Source organism: Halomonas jincaotanensis (assembly GCF_018448785.1).
Lineage (GTDB): Bacteria > Pseudomonadota > Gammaproteobacteria > Pseudomonadales > Halomonadaceae > Halomonas > Halomonas jincaotanensis.
On sequence record NZ_JAHCLU010000012.1, the window covers coordinates 28,181 to 45,880 of the forward strand.

A 17,700-nucleotide genomic window follows, 5' to 3' on the forward strand; every position below is an offset into this window, starting at 1 on the left:
GCGACGTGCGGATTGAATGAAAACAGTGTTTTTTCTTCTTGCGCTCCCTCGACTCCGCGGTTAAAGTTCCTCTTGCGAGCATTGGACTATAACAAGGCTTAACCGAGGTCAGGCTCGCGCGCTGCCTCCTCCCGCGAGGGAGCCGACAGGGCACGAACCGACAACAACATCGGCAAGCCAAGCTGCACGGATGCCTCAGGCACCGGCAGATAACGATCGAAACAGTAAGTTAGTCAAAGGAATCTACGACATGAAAAAGACACTCTTAGCGACTGCTATCGCCGGCACCATGGCCGCCACCGGCGCCCAGGCCGCCACCGTTTACGACCAGGACGGCACCAGCCTCGACATCTACGGTCGTCTGGTGTATGCCGTGACCACTGGCGGCGCCGAAGGTGGCCCTGGTGTCAAATCAGACGGCTCCGAGTTCGTCGATCTGGGTTCGCGCTTTGGCTTTATCGCCAACCACGAAGTCACCAGCGACATGAGCGTCTTCGCCCGCATGGAATTCCGCGGTGATGCTGACGCACAGAATGATGGTGGCTTCGACACCATCCGCAACACCTACGTGGGTGTTGAGAGCAACTCCTGGGGTTCGGTGCAGGCCGGTAACTTCGACAGCGTCTACTACCGTTCCGGCGACGTGATCTTCGATGTGCCGGAAAACCAAGGTTGGGAGCAGTTGGGCGGTATCGCTGCCGACAGCCGTGGCGACGCGATCTCCTACTCTACCCCGGACCTCGAGGGCTTCCGCGCCCACGTTCAGGCCAAGCACCTGTCCGGTAACACTGACGCGACTGTTCCAGGCCAAGACAACAGCGCTACCTGGACCACTGCGGCGGCCGTCGATTACACCCTCAACGACCTCTATATGTCGCTGGGCTACAGCCAGGGCAAGGACGTCAGCGACCGTGGTGCTACCTATGACGGTGGCGGCTCTTATGCCGCCGGTGAGGACCTGGTCGGCTTCTTCGCCAACTATGACCTGACCGATGCCTTTAGCCTGCGCTTCAAGTACGAGGAGATCATCGACACCTTCAGTCAAGACGAACTGACTACTGCCGGTGCTGTTGACGCAGAAGAGAGCATCCTGGGTGTCGGCGCTACCTACGACTACGGCATGGGTGAAATCTATGGCCAGTACGCTCGTATCGGTCTGGCCTGGGACGGTCTCCCCGGTCAGGATAGCCCGGACGACAAGGACCGCTGGATGCTGGGCGCCAACTATCGCTTCAGCGAGCCGATGTACGTCTTCGCCGAGGTCTACCAGGAAGATAGCCCCAACACCGTCGACGACAGCATTTCTGATAACTTCCGTTCACTCGACGACGAAATCCTGACCACCTTGGGTGTTCGCTACGACTTCTAAGACGCTTCGTCAAAGCAGTCGCTTAGCTGAAAACGTCGACACTGACGACAGAGCCGGCCCCTTCGGGGGCCGGCTTTTTGTTGGGAGCAAGGTGGTCATCGGTTCGCTCACAAAGGGGAGGGACATTGTCTGTTAGAGCCTTAGGTCACCTAGACCGACGCTATTATCTTGGGCATTCTGATAGTCTTATATTGATGGTTAACAAGACGGATCGCCATTGTCCTTCTCTCGTGTTCGACGCTCGCTGCGATTACTGACTTCCTTGCAGAGCCGCTTGATGTTCGGCCTGGCAATCACCTGGGTGGTGGTGGCGTTGCTGTTGCTTGGCGCCGCAGGGTTGATCGGGCGTTCGCTGATCAGCGAGGTCAACTTCACGCATCTTAGCTATGAGTCGCGAGTGATCGCCGAGGAACTCAGCATTCAGGTGGAGCAGCGCCTGGGGGCACTGCAGCGCCTTGAGACTATGCTCGGCGAGGAAAACCTTGGAGAGCAAAACCTTGGTGAGGAACTCCGGCATAACGCAGCACTGCTGGAGTGGTTCGAGGGCCTGGTGGTGGCCGACGCCGAGGGCATGGTGCAGGCCGATTGGCCCGAAGTGCCGGGTCGGGTAGGGCTTGCTACCGCGGATACCGAGTATTTCCGCTTCTTGCGCGCAGTACGGCGGCCCTACGTCAGCGAGCCCTTCACGGGACGCGTCAGTGGCAAGCCGTTGGTGTTATTCACGGTGCCACGCTGGCGTGATGGTGAATTCAATGGCTTTGTCGGCGGTTTTATCGATATCCGCTCGGGAGAATTGTTCGAGCCCCTGCGACGTCTGCGGTTGGGAGAGGGGGGATTCGCCGCGGTAACGACAGCGTCAGGGACGATTCTCTATCATCCCCAGGCAAGCCAGGTATTGCAGCCGGTTCCTTCGCTCGACGCCAATCCTCTCCTGCATCGTGCCCTCGACGGTTGGGAGGGCGTCGAGGTGGGGTCGCTCATTGGTGGCGGTGAGGCCTATCAATCCTTCCATCAGAGCTGGCCGGCCGACTGGGTCGTCGTCGTCGCCCTGCCGGAGGAACAGGTACTCGAGCCGATGGCCCTGTTGATTCAGTGGTTGTGGTGGGGCGGAGCGGCGTTTGCGCTGTTGACCCTGCCCGTGATGTGGGGGTTGGTTCGCCGGACGCTATCGCCACTGCACCGACTGGCAAGGCAGATCGAGGAGGTGGGCGAGGGACGACGTGGGCGAATTGTGCTGGCAACGCGCATGCATGAGCTCATCAACCTGGCCGATACCTTCAACCGGGTCGAAGCCGAGCGCAGCGAAGCGCATATGCGGTTATCCGACAGGCAGGCCTTCCTCGATGCTGTACTGGCCTCATCGCCGCTGGGAATGTTCGTCACCGATACCCTAGGGCGTATCCGCTACATGAATCCGGCCCTCAAGGAGCTGACGGGTCATGTTTTCACTGAACTCGGCGAGGAAGCCTGGCTGAAACAGATCCATGCGGAGGACCGCGAATCGGTCATCGACCTCTGGCGGCATAGTTTCACCAGTGGGGATGATTTTCGCCAACAGTTTCGCTTCATTCACGCTACTGGCGAGACCCTGTGGCTGGAAGTGCATGCCAGCCAGGTGTCGATAGAGGGCCGCAATATCGGCTTCGTGGGCACGGTGAAGGACATTACCGAGCGCTACCATGAAGATGCCCTGCGGCGCTGGGAGGCCGAGCACGATCCACTGACCGGGCTGCTCAACCGTCGTGGTTTCGAGCGGCGCCTCGAGGAGGCCATGGCGGAATGGCGCAAGACGGGTACGCCCTCGGCACTGATTCTCTTCGACCTGGATCATTTCAAGCCTGTGAATGATGAAGGCGGTCATGCGCTGGGGGATGAAATGTTGCGGCGCATCGCCCAGGTACTGGCCCGGGAGGTGCGACGCAGCGATTATGTGGCGCGTCAGGGCGGCGACGAATTCGCGGTCTTGCTGCCGAGTTGCACCCTCGCCCAGGCGGAGCGCATCGCCGATACCGTGCGCTGCTCGGTGCGCGAAGTCTACGTGGTCTGTGAGGGTCGGGAATTTCGCGTTTCCTTGAGTGTTGGCGTCACCGCCTTCCATGACAGCGACCACAGTACCGCGACCTTGATGGCGCGTGCCGATGCGGCCAGTTATCGCGCCAAGGCGGCCGGTCGGGATTGCGTGATGGTAGACACCGACTGATATATCCAGCCCTGAATGCCCAAGCCCAAGCCTGTGAAAGAGAATTGTCATTTTTTTAAGCGTGCTAATAATTTTTAGGAAAAGTAAGTGGCATGCCGTATGTTGGCTAGCGCACAGAAAAAATGTCTCATCTACGCTATGCTTCATGATGAAATGCTTCCCAGGTTGGCCTATCGCAGGTCAAGGGGGGCTGGTTCAGTAAGCGTCGTTAACCAGTTCGAAACCAGGAGGTTTCAATGAAAAAGCTTTTACCTTTCTTGATGGCATTGGCCATGGTGCCGGCGGTGGCCTTCGGGGCATCCGACGATACAAACGGTGCCGATGCGGCAACTACCGACTCACCCAGTGGAGAGGGCGGTACCTCTGAAGGTGAACCTGCATCCGTCGGGGATGAAGAAAACGGTATGTCGCAGGGTCAAACTGGTATGTCGGGTTCAGACGATATGGACGCTGCGACCGAAGCCACTGAAGGCGAAGCTGGTGGTACCCAGGAAGGCGAGGCACGCGAGACCGAGTTTGATGAAGCAGAGGGATCTTCTGGCCAAGACACTAATGGTTTCGGCCAAGATGATACTGCTGCCGACATGGAGGATGACGACGCTGGTACGCTGGAAGGCCAGCCGGCATCGGTTGAGGAAGACGAGGTCAACTGATCCGCATTATATTGATTTAGCTTGTTAGCATATTTTTTTATATGATAATTCAGCAAGATGGAAAAGGGAGCCGGTAGGCTCCCTTTTCCTTTGCGATGGTATTTTTTTAACAAGAGAGTTCCTTCATGGTAGATCGCGTTCTTCTCACCACCTCCTCACACCTCGACGGCTACCGGGTCACCGAGCACGTGGATATCGTTTCGGCCGAGTGCGTCTTCGGCATGAACGTGCTCAAGGACATGTTCGCCGGCTTTCGTGACTTTTTCGGCGGGCGCAACAAGTCCTCGCAGAATGCCCTGCGTGATGCCAGAGTCGCGTGCCTCGACGAGCTGCGCCACGAGGCCGAGTCGCTTGGCGCTAATGCCGTGATAGCCGTCGATCTCGACTACAGCGAAATATCGGGCGGCGGCAAGTCGATGCTATTCCTGGTGGCCACGGGAACGGCAGTGAAGGTGACAAAGACCTGAGTGGGGGCGGGATGTCAACGCGGGTACATTGCAGATCAGTGTGCAGCCGCGCTGTAAGAAGCCGGCAGGGGATGGTCGAAGCTCCCCTCCAAACGGTCGCGACCGAGCTCCTTGGCCCGGTAGAGCCGGCGATCTGCGCGAGCATAGAGTTTCTCGAAGTCATCGCCTTCTTTCGCCTCATCACAGCCGATGCTGACGGTCAGCGAATCGCCGTTGGCTGGCTCCGGCAGCGGCATATCGCGCACCGCCTGCTGAATGCGCTCGCCTAGGCGTCGCGCAGCGGCGATGTCACTATCAGGCATCAGGATGGCGAATTCCTCGCCGCCCATTCGCGCGATCACTTCCATAGAGCGCGCGCAGTTGCGCAGGGCGCTGGCAAAATGAACCAGCACCTCATCGCCCAGCGGGTGGCCGTAGGTATCGTTGATATGCTTGAAATGGTCCAGGTCCAGCAGCAACAAGGTGAGGTGCGACCCTTGGCGCTCATAACGAGAAAATGCCTGTTCCGCCTCCTGTAGCAGGCGGCGTCGGTTATTCAGCCCGGTCAACTGATCCGTGAGGCTAAGACGGCGCATTGTATCGCTTTGCTCGTAAAGGCGATACAACATCAGCAGTACACCACCAACGGCACCCAGTAGCATCAGAAGCAACACGGCGACGGCGAGCGTAAGCCGCTGCATCAGACGCCGCTGATCAGCCGATGCTTGATGCAACACCTCGTTCAGCTCACTGTACGACCAGGCCAGGGCTTCTTCCAGGTCCATCCCGAGCTCACGCAGCCTGCGACCCTCTTGAAGCGTCAGATCATCGTCACCCCCCACATGCGCGATGGCCTGTTCCAGCTCGGGCAAGCGGCTTTCGACGTATTCCAGCTCATCCAGAAACGGCGCGTAGTGCTCTGGCTCAAGCTCGCTGCGCACAAGATGGCGTCTCAGCCCCTGGATTCTGAGCGGAATTCTCCACAGCAGCTCGTTGAGCTGGGACAGATGGATACGGTCGGGGCTGTCGAGCAAGCTATCCAGGATCAACTGCAAACGGTCGGGATCCTCCTGGGCACGCACCAGGTCGGTCACCATGGCGGTATAGTTCGCGCCCACCAGGCGTCGTGCCTCGCCAAGATAGAGGCCGAAGGCCACCAGGCACACTGCCACCATCAACAGGTAAGAGAGCAGTAACCCACGCGGTCGTCTTCGTGCCATCACCGGGCGCTGACCTCGCGGATCCCCCAGATCCAGCGCGTCATGGACTCGGTACCTTCAAGCACCGCCTCAGCATCCTGCGGCACCACCAGCATGAAGGGCCCATAGTCCTCAACCGCTATGGGCTCACCGTCGAGGCGTGTCACCAGAAAATAGTCCTTGTCACCGCGCTGCTGAGGCGTGAGGAAGGTGTTGTAGCCATCATGCGCGATGAAGCGGACTCTGCGCGCTTCATCCATGCCCTGCGCTGCCAGGAAGTCTCCCAGCCAGACACCGGTGAAACGCCCCTCGAAGCCTTCGGGGTGATGCATGTCGATACTCGATCCCCCCACTGCCTCGACGTCATCCAGCGTCAGGGTTCGGGCCTCGGCTCCATGGGTGACTGCCAGCTCGAAAGCCAGTGCGGCGGACCCACTCCAGGCCATCAGCAACAGCCATACAAGCACGATGAAAGATTTTGGTGAATGTGTCACAGGCGTGCTCCTTCATGGCCATCGACACGATAATGCGCAGCTTGCCAGGCAAATTCAAGAGTTGCTTATATTGCGGCTGGAGCCAAGCAGACGGGGCAGATACGCGATGAAATGGAAACCCGGTGATGCGGAACCAGTAGGGTGCGGGGCTTGCAGCGGTGTTTGTCTCGGGGCTAATGACACACTAGCGAAGGCCTACCGAGCAATCTTGTTGGGGTCTTTGTTGGGGCGGAGGCGATTCTGACAGGCTTGTAAACGAGAAGGTCGAATGCAAGCCATTGATTTAATTGGTGCCCCCACCAGGATTCGAACCTGGGACCTTCCCCTTAGGAGGGGGACGCTCTATCCAGCTGAGCTATGGGGGCGTAGGCGGCGCATTATAGGGAAAAGCGCCTCCGAGATAAACTGCACGGGGCTATGGCAACCGGTTATCTGTCGCTTCCTGCGGCCCCTGATAGGCTGAAGCCGGCAACGAGATGAAGAGGGCTGGCATGGAGCTTCGCGACTACCAGGCATATGACGGGTCGGGACTCGCGGCGTTGATTCGCCACCGAGAGGTGAGTCGCGAGGAGGTGTTCCGCGCTGCCTGCGAGGCCATCGAGTCGCTGAACCCGACCCTTGGCGCCGTGGTGCGTTCCCGTTTCGAACAGGCCGAGCGGGAAGGGCGCAGGGGCGATCCGGCGGCGCCGTTCGCCGGGGTGCCGACCCTGACCAAGGACCTGCTGATGGGCATTGCCGACGAGCCCCTGGCTTTCGGCAGTGCCGCCCTTCGCGACTGGTGCGCTCCTGAGGACTCGAGCCTGGTGACCCGGCTGCGCCAGGCCGGTCTCTGCATCCTCGGTCAGACCGCTACACCGGAGCTCGGATTGATGGGCATCACCGAGCCGCAAGCCTTTCCCCATCCCGTGAATCCCTGGCAACCCGAACGCTCCCCGGGCGGTTCCAGCGGTGGCGCGGCGGCTGCCGTGGCAGCGGGCCTGGTGCCGTTTGCCATGGGCGGCGATGGGGGTGGCTCGATACGCATTCCGGCCAGTCACTGCGGCCTGTTCGGGTTCAAGCCATCCCGGGGGCGGGTGCCGCTGGGACCGACCTTTGGCGAGGTGTGGCAGGGCGCGGTGGTGGAGCATGCCCTGACCCGTAGTGTGCGTGACAGTGCAGCCTTGCTGGAGGCGATCAACGGCATGGACGAGGCAAGCCCCTGGCCTCTGCAGCGAGAGCGGGGATACGTCGATGCCATCGAGCGCCCGCCGCAGCGGCTGAAGATCGCGGTGTCTCTGGGCGAGCCCCTTGGTGCGGCGCTGGGGACGCGGCTGGACCCGCAGGTGCGTCTGGCCGTGGAGCAGGCGGCGGCCAGGCTCGAGCACCTTGGCCACGACGTGGAGTGGGCGGACATACCGGTGGATGGCGAGGCGTTGGCCGAGAGTTATCTGACGCTCTATCTGGGCCATCTGGCGGCCGACCTGGCCTGGATCAGCGAGCAGACCGGAGTGCCGGTGGGCCGGCTCGATGTCGAGCCGAGTACCCGCGCCATCGGGCGGCTGGGACGTCACCTGCGGGCCATGGACTATGAACTGGCCAAGAGTCACTGGAATCGGGTCGCTCGCGACATGGCCCGTTTCCATCGGCATTTCGACTGCCTTCTGCTGCCGGTGGCGGCTACGCCGGCGCCGCTGCGAGGTAGCCTATATCCAAGCCAGGCCCGCGAGCGTCTGATGGCGTTGCTGGCGATCCCTGGCACGTCGCAACTGGCGCTGAAGGCGGGGCTGCTGAGGCGGCTGGCGGCGGAGAGTCTTCGCATGACGCCTTTCACTCAGCTGGCGAACCTGACCGGCCAGCCCGCGATGTCGCTGCCGTTGCACGTCACGCCAGAGGGCCTGCCGGTGGGAGTGCAGATCATCGGCCCGATAGGCGATGAGAAGCGCCTGCTGGCGCTGGCGGCGCAACTGGAGGCCGACAACCACTGGCCAGACCGGTTGCCGCGTGCCTTGGCGAGACACGATAAGCCCAGTGACAATGAGTCTGATGACAAAGCCGGGTAGAATGCGCGGCAAACCCGCTTCCGGTGGCCGGCATGTTCGCAAATGAGTCTTTCCTCTCGCCAGCAGGCGATCGGCACTTCGATGGCATGGTCGACAAGTTTGCCGATAGCCTCTACGGCGGTAGTCGCGGCGAGTTGCGTCTGGCGCTTCTCGACCGACTGCTGCCGGAGATGCTGATACTCGAGCAGCAGCCGGTGCTCGATGTAGGGGGTGGCCTGGGGCAATTGGCGATGTGGTTCCATGATCGTGGGCATGCCGTGACCCTGACGGAGCCCTCGGGCGAGATGCTCGCAAGAGCCGGTGAGCAGCTGGGTGAACGCTCGATTCGCCTGTTGCGGGCGCCACTGCAGGCGCTACTACAAGAGACGCCAGGCCCCTGGTCGCTGATCGCCTGCCATGCGGTGCTCGAATGGCTGGCGGACCCGCGCGCAGCGCTCGTAACGCTGGCTCGTCTCCTGGCGCCGGGTGGCCAGATTTCGCTGATGGTCTTCAATCGCGATGCCCTGCGGTTATCCAACGTGGCTAAGGGCAACCTGGAGAAGGCCTTGGACGACCGGCTGGAGGGCACCGGCCAGCGCAAGCGACTGACGCCGATTTCTCCGTTGACGCATGCGCAGATCGCGTTATGGAGTGCCGAATGCGGCCTGGAAATCCGTGAGGTGGCGGGAATACGGGTATTCTCCGACTACCTGCGCCGGCCGCCCGAAAGCGACGCCGACCGCGAACGGTTGCTGGCGCTGGAGCAGCGTTACTGCCGAGTCGACCCGCACTGGCGGCTGGGGCGCTACCTGCTCTACACCCTCGTACGACCCGAAGGCGGTGTTGCTGCCATGGAGGCAAATCGATGAGTGCGCAAACACCGGTCTGTCAGTTGCTCGAACGCCAGGAGACAGATTACCGCCATTGGTGGTGGGTAGGGCCGCCGCAGGATGGCTGGCTGGAAGGGACACAAGGTACCGCGATCAGTGCCGATGTCGCCCTGCTAATCTATTGGGCTGCCCGCGGGCTTTCGGCCCGTTCACCTTTTGACGAGCCTCTCAGTGCCGGCGCTCCGGCCGGCGCGGTGTTGTTCTGGCCCAAGAGTCATGCCCTGGGCGAGTGGTGGCTACTGTGGCTGTGTGCCACCCTGCCGCCGGGCACGCCGCTACAGCTGGTCGGCGAGAATCAGGGCGGCATCAAGCGGGTGCTCAAGGTGCTCGCCGCCCTCGGACTGGGATGTCGCAAGCGCGATAGTGCCAGGCGCTGCGCGCTCTATGCGTCACAAACGGCGCGGGTCGGGCTCGACCCCGACGCCGTCTGGACGCGCTTCGAGGCCGGGGGATTGCAGTTGGCCAGCCACCCGGGCGTCTTCGGTCACGGCAAGTTCGACGATGGCACCCGGCTCTTGCTTGCGCAGTTACCTGAGATTCTCTTTGGTGATATCGGCGCCAGCCGCCGGCAGGGAGCGCTTCAAGCACTGGACATGGGCTGTGGTGACGGCATTATCGCCGCCTGGCTGGCGCGGCGGGGTGCGATGGTCACGGCCGTGGACGTCAGCGTCTTTGCCGTCGAGGCAGCGCGGCGGACGCTTGCGGGCAATGGCCTGGAGGGTGACGTGGTGGCAAGCGATGTCTATTCGGCACTGGCCGGGCGACGCTTCGACGCGATCATCAGCAATCCGCCCTTTCATCAGCAGCGCGACATCGACTATGGGCCAGCAGCACGGTTGATCGGTGAGGCGCCCGAGCATCTGCAATCGGGCGGCCAGCTGGTCATGGTGGCCAATGCGTTTCTTCCCTACCCGGCCCTGCTCGAGCGCGCCTTCGGCGGTTTCGAGATCCTCGCCGACGATCGGCGTTTCCGGGTCTATCGGGCGGTGAAGGACTGAGTCATGCCATTGGATCGCGATAGGCGATCTCGGTGATCACGTAGGTGGTCTCGCCGCCGGGAGCCGCCACGGTCGCTTCGTCGTCCAAGGGCTTGCCGAGCAAGGCCTTCGCCAGCGGGGCGTCGACACTGACCCAATGTTTCGTGGTGTCGGTCTCGTCGTGGCCGACGATGCGGATGGAAAGCGCCTCGCCGTGCTCGTCTTCCAGAGTGACATAGGCACCGAAATACACCCGCCCGGTATCCGCGGGCAGCCGGTCGACCACCTGCAACTCGTCTAGGCGCCGGGTCAGGTAGCCGATGCGGGCGATGACCCTGCCCAGCTCCTTCTTGTTGTAGGTGTAGTCGGCGTTCTCGCTGCGATCGCCCTGGGCAGCTGCCTCACCGACCTTGGCGGAGAGCGCCGGTCGCTTGACGCGCGACAGGTGGTCGAGAATGCCGCGCAGCCGTTCGGCGCCTTCCGCAGTGATCAGGGTGCTCTTGGGTTCCTGGCGAGGATCCTTGGCTGGATCTCGCCAGCGAGTCATGTTGCGGCCTTTCATGGGGATAGCGCGTTCCGTTGCCATTGAGAGGGGGGTCGAAAGGGAATCGAGAAGGCAAGATACGCCATCGGCACTACGCTCGCCAAGCGGCGTGCGGGCGAGGAAGTTCGGGCTCAGCGGTTGGCATTGCCGCGTCCGGTCATGATAATGGACGATCGTACGTGACCCGGAGACCGGTATGAGCGATTCGCGTCAGCCCTCCCACGAGCATGACTCCTCAACGTCGCCGACTCTGACGATGGCCGATGTGGAGATGATCGAGCGGCGCTGCCTGTATCAGGGCTTTTTCCGTCTGGAAGAATTGCACCTGCGCCACCGGCTCTTCGAGGGCGGCTGGACCGGCGAGGTCGTACGCGAAGTGCATTGTCGCCATGACGCCGTCGGCGTGTTGCTCTACGATGTGGAGCGCGATGCCCTGGTCTTGATCGAGCAGTTTCGGGCCGGGGCCATCGATGACACGGTTTCGCCCTGGAAGCTCGAAATTGTCGCCGGGCTGGTCGAAAGGGGCGAGAGTGCTGCCGAGGTGGCGCGTCGCGAGGCGCTGGAAGAGGCGGGTTGCGAGGTCGGTGAGCTCATCAAGTTGCACACTTATTACCCCAGTCCGGGAGCCTGCAACGAGCAGGTCACGCTGTTCTGCGGTCTGATCGACAGTGGCGGTCTGGGAGGGGTGCATGGCCTCGACGAGGAACACGAGGACATCCGCGTACACGTGACACCCTTTGCCCGGGTCAAGGAATTGGTGGCGGCCGGCCGGCTCGACAATGCCATGTGTCTGATTGCCTGGTATTGGCTGGTAGGCGAGCGGGCGTCACTCAGAGCGAGGAGGTAGCGTGGCGAGAAACGCCTATGTGACGGATCTCAAATCCCTGCAAGGGGAGTGCACCGCCAACTATATTCGCCTGGTCAAGCTGCTGGGTGATATGGAGGCAGGCGAGAGGCGTGAGGTGGAATTGGTCAATGGCGGGCGACGTTTGGGCGCCTTGTGCCTTGAGCTGCGTGAGCGCGCGCCCTATACCAGCATCATTCATGTCTCGCAGCAGGGCGCACTCGACGAACTGATCGAGACGCCACGGATGCGCGTGCATCTCTATCATGACGTGCGCATGGCCGAGGTCACCGACTTCCAGCGTCAGCGCCATTTTCACGGCCGCTACCGCTATCCCAACGCCCGCATGCATCAGCCCGACGAGAAGATACAGCTCAACCGTTTTCTGGGCGAATGGCTCGAGCATGGCCTCGCGCACGGGCACTCGCTCGACTTGCCCCAATTGCCCTGATGAGGATGCTGCGTCGATGCGTCTGGTCCAGATCACCGATCTCCATCTCAACGCCGTCCCCGCTGCCCACCCTCAGGATTTATGCCCACTGCATCGTCTTGAAGGGGTTATCGACGCCGTCAATCGCGAGCGTCCCGACCAGGTGCTGGTCACCGGCGATATCAGTGATGATGAAACGGCGGACTCCTATCGACTGGCGGTCGAAGCCTTGAGCCGGCTCGACGCACCCTGGGCCTGGCTCGCCGGCAACCATGACCAGCCAACCCTGATGGCCAATCATCGCGAGCTGCCCGGCGAGTTGAGCCTTGGCAATTGGCGTGTATTGATGCCGGCGACGCGTGTCGAGGGCCAGCCGCATGGCGCCCTGGGCGCGGGAGGCCTTGCCTGGCTGGATGCGCGATTGGCCGAGGATGAGCGTCCGACCGTGATTGCCATGCACCATCCCCCCGTACACGTCGGCTCGGCCTGGCTCGATGCCATCGGCCTGAGAGACAGGGAGGCATTCTGGCATGTTGTGGAGCCCCACCACGAGGTGTGTGCCGTCTTCTTTGGCCATGTTCATCAGGCGGTTGCGGGACATAAGCGGTTGGCGGGGGGCGATGTCGCGGTATACGGGTGTCCTTCCACGCATCGGCAGTTCCTGGCCGAGGCGGCGACCTTTGCCATCGACGAGGCATTGGCGCCCGGTTACCGCGTCATCGCTCTCCACGACAAGACGCTGGACACCCGGGTCGAGCGAGTCGACACCTAGCGCCCAGTCAGGCTTCGAGATGAGACGGGTCGGGTTTTTAAGATATAAAAAGATAGTTATTAATTCTTTTGGGTTATTATCCTTCCGACGTTATCCTGTGCGCATGATTCCACGCCCCACGTCATGCGAGGTAGTCGGGCCATGACCAGTCTTCACACGCCGACCCATGAGTCGGCCAAGCCAGTTCATGAGAAAGCACCGGTCCCCCCTCGGCGGATGACCCATCTCGAGCAGCTCGAGGCCGAGTCGATTCATATCATTCGCGAGGTCGCCGCCGAGTTTGCCAACCCGGTGATGATGTACTCCATCGGCAAGGACTCTTCGGTGATGCTGCATCTGGCGCGCAAGGCCTTCTATCCCGGGCCGCCGCCGTTTCCGCTGCTGCACATCGATACCACCTGGAAGTTCCGCGAGATGATCGCCTTCCGCGATCGCATGGCGCGCGAGTCCGGCATGGAGCTGCTGGTGCATACCAACGAGGAGGGCCGTGCCGCGGGCATCAACCCCTTCGATCATGGCAGCAGTGGCTACACCGACGTGATGAAGACACAAGCGCTCAAACAGGCGCTCGACAAGTACGGCTTCGATGCCGCCTTCGGCGGCGCGCGGCGCGACGAGGAGGCCAGTCGCGCCAAGGAGCGGGTGTTCTCGTTTCGTGACAAACACCACCGCTGGGACCCCAAGCGTCAGCGCCCCGAGCTGTGGAGCCTGTACAACGCGCGCGTCAACAAGGGCGAGTCGATCCGCGCCTTCCCGCTTTCCAACTGGACCGAGCTGGACATCTGGCAGTACATCTATCTCGAGCAGATCCCCATCGTCCCGCTCTACTACAGCGCTCCGCGTCCGGTGGTCGAACGCGACGGGATGCTGATCATGGTCGACGACGAGCGGATGCCGCTCGCGCCCGGTGAGGTACCTGAAGAAAAGTGGGTGCGCTTCCGTACCCTGGGCTGCTATCCGCTGACCGGGGCGGTGGAATCGACGGCCGCCACGCTGCCCGAGATCATCCAGGAGATGCTGCTGACCCGCACCAGCGAGCGCAGCGGCCGCGCCATCGACCATGACCAGGCCGGCTCGATGGAGAAGAAGAAGCGTGAAGGTTATTTTTAAGGGAGCCGGCAGATGTCACATCAATCGAATCTGATCGCCGATAATATCGAGCAGTACCTGCATGAGCACGAGAACAAGGACCTGCTGCGCTTCATCACCTGCGGCAGCGTCGACGACGGCAAGTCGACGCTGATCGGGCGCCTGCTCCACGACTCGAAGATGATCTTCGACGACCAGCTCGCGGCGATCACCCAGGCCTCCAAGACCAGCGGCACCACCGGCGAGGCCGTCGACCTGGCGTTGCTGGTCGACGGCCTGCAGTCTGAGCGCGAGCAAGGCATCACCATTGATGTGGCGTACCGCTTCTTTTCTACCGATAAGCGCAAGTTCATCATCGCCGATACCCCGGGGCACGAGCAGTACACACGCAACATGGCGACCGGCGCCTCCACGGCGAGTCTCGCCATCATCCTGATCGATGCGCGCTATGGCGTGCAGACCCAGACGCGTCGGCACAGCTTCATCGCCGACCTGCTGGGCATCCAGCACTTGGTGATCGCGGTTAACAAGATGGACCTGGTCGAGTACTCGCAGGCGCGCTTCGACGAGATCGTCGCCGATTACCGGCGCTTCGCCGAGCAGCTCTCGGCGCGTGACCTACGCTTCGTGCCGATGTCGGCGCTGAAGGGCGATAACGTGGTCAACCCGAGCGACGCCATGAGTTGGTACCGTGTCGAGGGAAACCCCGGTCCCCCACTGCTCGAGCTGCTGGAAAGCGTTGAGATCAGCCGTGACCGCAACCTCGACGACCTGCGCTTGCCGGTGCAGTACGTCAATCGCCCCAACCTGGATTTCCGCGGCTACGCGGGGACCTTGGCGGCGGGCGTGCTGCGCTCGGGGCAGGCAATCAAGGTGCTGCCTTCCGGCAAGATCTCGACGATCGAGCGAATTGTCACCTTCGATGGAGATCTCGAGGCCGCCTGGCCGGGACAGGCCGTCACGGTGACTCTGGCCGACGACGTTGATATCTCGCGGGGCGACTGGCTGGTGGCCGAGGATGCCGAGGTGTCGCTTTCGAGCGCCTTCGAGGCCGATATCGTATGGATGCACGAGGAAGCGCTGACCCCCGGTCGCCAGGTCGATATCCGCCTCGCGGGACGTTCGGTGGCCGGCCAGGTCAGCACGATCCAGTACCAGATTGACGTCAATTCGCTGGAGCGTCACGAGGTCGAACGTCTCGAACTCAATGCCATTGCACGCTGCCGGGTGGCATTGACCGCTGAGGTGCCGCTGGATAACTATACCGTTAGCCCCGGTACCGGCAGTTTCATCGTCATCGACCGCCTGACCAACGTCACCGTGGGTGCGGGAATGATCCGTGCTGTGGCCGCGGGCGAGACCACCCCGGAGGCGGGCGAGGTCGACTGGGCCGCCTTTGAGGTAGAGCTGAACGCCCTGGTGCGCAAGTACTTCCCACACTGGGAAGCCAGGGATGTTCGCGAGCTGCTCGGTCGGGGTCCATAATTCCTCCGCGATACGGGTTGAAGACAATCGGGATGTCTCAAGGAGCCGTTGCGCAGCATGAAACGCCTTAGCGCGCCCATTCGTCATGGCCTGGTCTTCGTCAAGCGGCTGGCGCGTACCCTCGCCAAGCCCATGAAACGCGATTACGGGCGTGGCGGCATAATGGTCAACCCGTATCGAGGATACGGCTCTCGAAAGCAGGTGTTCCTGATGGGTCGCGTGTTCCGCCAGGTGCGGCTCGCTCGCGTGATTCCCCGCCGCGGTATGCTCCGCGATACCGCCGATGTCGTGCGTCGCATTGCCCGCCGCGGATACGCCAACGCCAGTGTGCTGATACGGCTCGGCGACAACAGCATCACCGTGACGACGGATCGTGACGGTTATTTCGATGCTCACTTACCCCTCACCAACGCCTTGCCCATGGATACCTCATGGCATCGGGCTGAGCTCTATGTCACGGCGGAAAACGAGACACCCGTCCGCGCCGTGGTCGAGGTGTTCGTACCGACGCCGGAGACGGACATGCTGGTGATCAGCGATATTGACGACACGGTCATGTTCACGGGGGTCGCCGACAAGCTGGGCATGCTGTATCGGCTGTTCGTCGAGAAACCCCACCGGCGTACTGCCTTCCCCGGCGTGGCATCGCTTTACCAGGCGCTGCATCGCGGCGCGGATGAGCAGGCGCAGCGGCCGATCATCTATGTGTCGCGCGGCCCCTGGGCGATATACGAAGTCTTGGAAACCTTCTTCCAGCTCAACCGCATTCCCGTTGGCCCGATCCTGTTCATGCGCGAGTGGGGGTTATCCCTGCGCCACCCCTGGCCGCGTCGCGCCGAAGATCACAAGCGCGACCTGATTGACCGCATGCTGGCCTTGTTCGAGGATGTGCCTTGTATCCTGATCGGTGACAGCGGTCAGCACGACCCGGAGGTCTACACCCGGATCGTCGAAGCGAACCCTGACCGCATCGAGGCGATCTACATTCGTCGCGTGGACGACAAGCCGGGCCGCGAGCGTGCCATCCAGCAACTTCGCGACCAGATTCGCCATACCCGCTGCGAGCTGGTGCTGGCCGCCGACAGCACCCTGATGGCCGATCATGCGCACGCCAAGGGCTATATCTCCTCCTACGGCGTGGATGCCGTTCGCCGCGACATCGCCGACAGCGAGAACGAGACGTCTTGAACGATTCGGCTTGAGTTGTCTCTTACAGAGAAGAGCTCCCCACCAATACCCGGCCTCAGGCCGCCTGGCGCAGGTGCCCGTCATGATGGTGTTAGTGCTCGTCCTGCTGTTGGCCATCTTTCTCCTACCCAATCTCTGGGCGAGGTGGGTCCTCGACCGTCATGCCGGACCGCGGGACGACTATCCCGGGAGTGGCGGCGAGCTTGCCGAGCACCTGCTGGCACGAATGGGTATCGAAGGGGTAAAGGTAGAGCTTAACGAACGGGGCGATCATTACGATCCTCTGGCGCGGCGCGTCCGTCTTTCCCGTCAGCATTTCGAGGGCCGCTCGCTGACGGCCGTGACGGTGGCGGCGCATGAGGTGGGACACGCGATCCAGCATCATCGCGGCTATACCCCATTGCTGGCGCGAACCCGGCTGGTCCGGGTGGCCCAGCAGGCGGAGAAGCTCGGCAGCCTATTGATGATGGCCGCTCCCGTACTGCTTCTGCTGACGCGCACGCCGGGCGGCATACTCATCGTACTGCTGGCAGCGGTGGCAAGCTTCGGTACCGCGGCGCTGGTACACCTGGTCACCTTACCGGTGGAGTTCGACGCCAGTTTCCAGCGGGCGCTGCCACTCCTGAAGGAGTATATCCCGCCCTACGATATGCCCGGTGCCCGGCATGTATTGACCGCCTGCGCCTTTACCTACGTGGCGGCCTCGTTGGCGAGCCTGCTGAACCTGGGCCGGTGGCTGGCGATATTGCGGCGTTGACGCAAAAGCCTGTCTCGCTTCGAATTCGGCTCAGGACTGGGGCTTGTTGTGCTTGTTGCCACGGCGGCGGGCCGAGACATAGAGGACGATGCTCAGGATGCCGATGCCGATCATGATCCAGCCAGCATTGGATGCCATCTGGGGATTGCCACGGCTCAGGCCGATGACAATCGCGACACCGAAAAGGAGGCTGTAGATCGCCATGATCATGAGTATCAACAGACTCTTGCGCTGCTCCTTCTTGACCACGGTCCTGGGATCTTGCATGCACGTCTCCCGAAGTGATGCTGAGAATGAGGGATGCCGGCAATGTCCGAAGCTTTGGCACCTTGCTGTCACTCATTA

General features: G+C 61.9%; 18 protein-coding genes and 1 tRNA gene. 14 read left to right on the top strand and 5 right to left on the bottom strand.

Going from position 1 to position 17,700, the window contains the following annotated elements:
• Positions 1-250 precede the first annotated feature (250 nt).
• The 4 genes from KG088_RS11650 to KG088_RS11665 all read left to right on the top strand — a co-directional run bounded on the left by KG088_RS11650 (position 251) and on the right by KG088_RS11665 (position 4,689).
• Positions 251-1,369 carry a porin gene (locus KG088_RS11650; protein ID WP_213825702.1) on the top strand — a complete coding sequence of 373 codons (1,119 nt, stop codon included), beginning with the start codon at positions 251-253 and terminating at the stop codon, positions 1,367-1,369.
• Between the two features lie 277 nt (positions 1,370-1,646).
• Positions 1,647-3,569, top strand: a complete 1,923-nt coding sequence (locus KG088_RS11655; protein WP_213825703.1) for a diguanylate cyclase — start codon at positions 1,647-1,649, stop codon at positions 3,567-3,569.
• A gap of 236 nt (positions 3,570-3,805) precedes the next feature.
• Positions 3,806-4,222 (top strand): hypothetical protein, encoded by a 417-nt coding sequence (locus KG088_RS11660; RefSeq protein ID WP_213825704.1) that lies wholly within the window; start codon positions 3,806-3,808, stop codon positions 4,220-4,222.
• 125 nt (positions 4,223-4,347) lie between these two features.
• A complete protein-coding gene (locus KG088_RS11665; protein ID WP_213825705.1) occupies positions 4,348-4,689 on the top strand; it encodes a YbjQ family protein in 342 nt (113 codons plus the stop codon).
• A 35-nt stretch (positions 4,690-4,724) separates the two neighbouring features.
• On the opposite strand, the gene KG088_RS11670 is transcribed toward KG088_RS11665, so the two are convergent.
• From KG088_RS11670 to KG088_RS11680, 3 genes are all read right to left on the bottom strand, one after another.
• Positions 4,725-5,888 (bottom strand): GGDEF domain-containing protein, encoded by a 1,164-nt coding sequence (locus tag KG088_RS11670; protein ID WP_213825706.1) that lies wholly within the window; start codon positions 5,886-5,888, stop codon positions 4,725-4,727.
• On the bottom strand, positions 5,888-6,361 hold the full coding sequence (locus KG088_RS11675; protein ID WP_213825707.1) for a molybdopterin-dependent oxidoreductase: 474 nt from the start codon (positions 6,359-6,361) through the stop codon (positions 5,888-5,890). Before KG088_RS11675 ends, KG088_RS11670 begins: the two co-directional genes overlap by 1 nt.
• A 288-nt stretch (positions 6,362-6,649) precedes the next feature.
• A tRNA-Arg gene (locus tag KG088_RS11680) sits at positions 6,650-6,726 on the bottom strand.
• Positions 6,727-6,852: 126 nt separating this feature from the next.
• On the opposite strand from KG088_RS11680, the gene KG088_RS11685 reads away from it, so the two are divergent.
• From KG088_RS11685 to KG088_RS11695, 3 genes are read left to right on the top strand one after another with little or no spacing between them, the layout of a single operon-like run.
• Positions 6,853-8,400 carry an amidase gene (locus tag KG088_RS11685; RefSeq protein WP_213825708.1) on the top strand — a complete coding sequence of 516 codons (1,548 nt, stop codon included), beginning with the start codon at positions 6,853-6,855 and terminating at the stop codon, positions 8,398-8,400.
• A gap of 32 nt (positions 8,401-8,432) precedes the next feature.
• Positions 8,433-9,248, top strand: a complete 816-nt coding sequence (locus tag KG088_RS11690; RefSeq protein ID WP_213825709.1) for a methyltransferase domain-containing protein — start codon at positions 8,433-8,435, stop codon at positions 9,246-9,248.
• The gene (locus KG088_RS11695; protein WP_213825710.1) at positions 9,245-10,267 is read left to right on the top strand and encodes a methyltransferase; all 1,023 of its coding nucleotides are present in this window, start codon (positions 9,245-9,247) and stop codon (positions 10,265-10,267) included. The genes KG088_RS11690 and KG088_RS11695 overlap by 4 nt, the downstream gene beginning before the upstream one ends.
• Position 10,268: 1 nt before the next feature.
• Here KG088_RS11695 and KG088_RS11700 read toward each other — a convergent pair whose 3' ends face one another.
• Complete coding sequence (locus KG088_RS11700; RefSeq protein ID WP_213825711.1) at positions 10,269-10,808, bottom strand: GreA/GreB family elongation factor; 540 nt, start codon at positions 10,806-10,808, stop codon at positions 10,269-10,271.
• Positions 10,809-10,986: 178 nt separating this feature from the next.
• On the opposite strand from KG088_RS11700, the gene KG088_RS11705 reads away from it, so the two are divergent.
• The 7 genes from KG088_RS11705 to KG088_RS11735 all read left to right on the top strand — a co-directional run bounded on the left by KG088_RS11705 (position 10,987) and on the right by KG088_RS11735 (position 17,355).
• Positions 10,987-11,637, top strand: a complete 651-nt coding sequence (locus tag KG088_RS11705) for an NUDIX domain-containing protein (RefSeq protein WP_213825712.1) — start codon at positions 10,987-10,989, stop codon at positions 11,635-11,637.
• A gap of 1 nt (position 11,638) precedes the next feature.
• A complete protein-coding gene (locus KG088_RS11710) occupies positions 11,639-12,085 on the top strand; it encodes a DUF1249 domain-containing protein (protein WP_213825713.1) in 447 nt (148 codons plus the stop codon).
• 16 nt (positions 12,086-12,101) lie between these two features.
• Positions 12,102-12,836: a metallophosphoesterase gene (locus KG088_RS11715; RefSeq protein ID WP_213825714.1), complete on the top strand. Its 735-nt coding sequence runs from the start codon at positions 12,102-12,104 to the stop codon at positions 12,834-12,836.
• A 216-nt stretch (positions 12,837-13,052) separates the two neighbouring features.
• Positions 13,053-13,946, top strand: coding sequence for a sulfate adenylyltransferase subunit CysD (cysD, locus tag KG088_RS11720; RefSeq protein WP_213825840.1), 894 nt, complete (start codon positions 13,053-13,055; stop codon positions 13,944-13,946).
• 12 nt (positions 13,947-13,958) lie between these two features.
• Entirely contained in the window at positions 13,959-15,410 is a 1,452-nt protein-coding gene (gene cysN / locus KG088_RS11725) for a sulfate adenylyltransferase subunit CysN (RefSeq protein WP_213825715.1), read from the top strand.
• Positions 15,411-15,467: 57 nt separating this feature from the next.
• Positions 15,468-16,598 carry an App1 family protein gene (locus tag KG088_RS11730; RefSeq protein ID WP_406565603.1) on the top strand — a complete coding sequence of 377 codons (1,131 nt, stop codon included), beginning with the start codon at positions 15,468-15,470 and terminating at the stop codon, positions 16,596-16,598.
• An 82-nt stretch (positions 16,599-16,680) separates the two neighbouring features.
• Positions 16,681-17,355 carry a zinc metallopeptidase gene (locus KG088_RS11735; RefSeq protein WP_213825716.1) on the top strand — a complete coding sequence of 225 codons (675 nt, stop codon included), beginning with the start codon at positions 16,681-16,683 and terminating at the stop codon, positions 17,353-17,355.
• A 30-nt stretch (positions 17,356-17,385) separates the two neighbouring features.
• Here KG088_RS11735 and KG088_RS11740 read toward each other — a convergent pair whose 3' ends face one another.
• Positions 17,386-17,622, bottom strand: coding sequence for a hypothetical protein (locus tag KG088_RS11740; protein WP_213825717.1), 237 nt, complete (start codon positions 17,620-17,622; stop codon positions 17,386-17,388).
• Between the last annotated feature and the right edge of the window lie 78 nt (positions 17,623-17,700).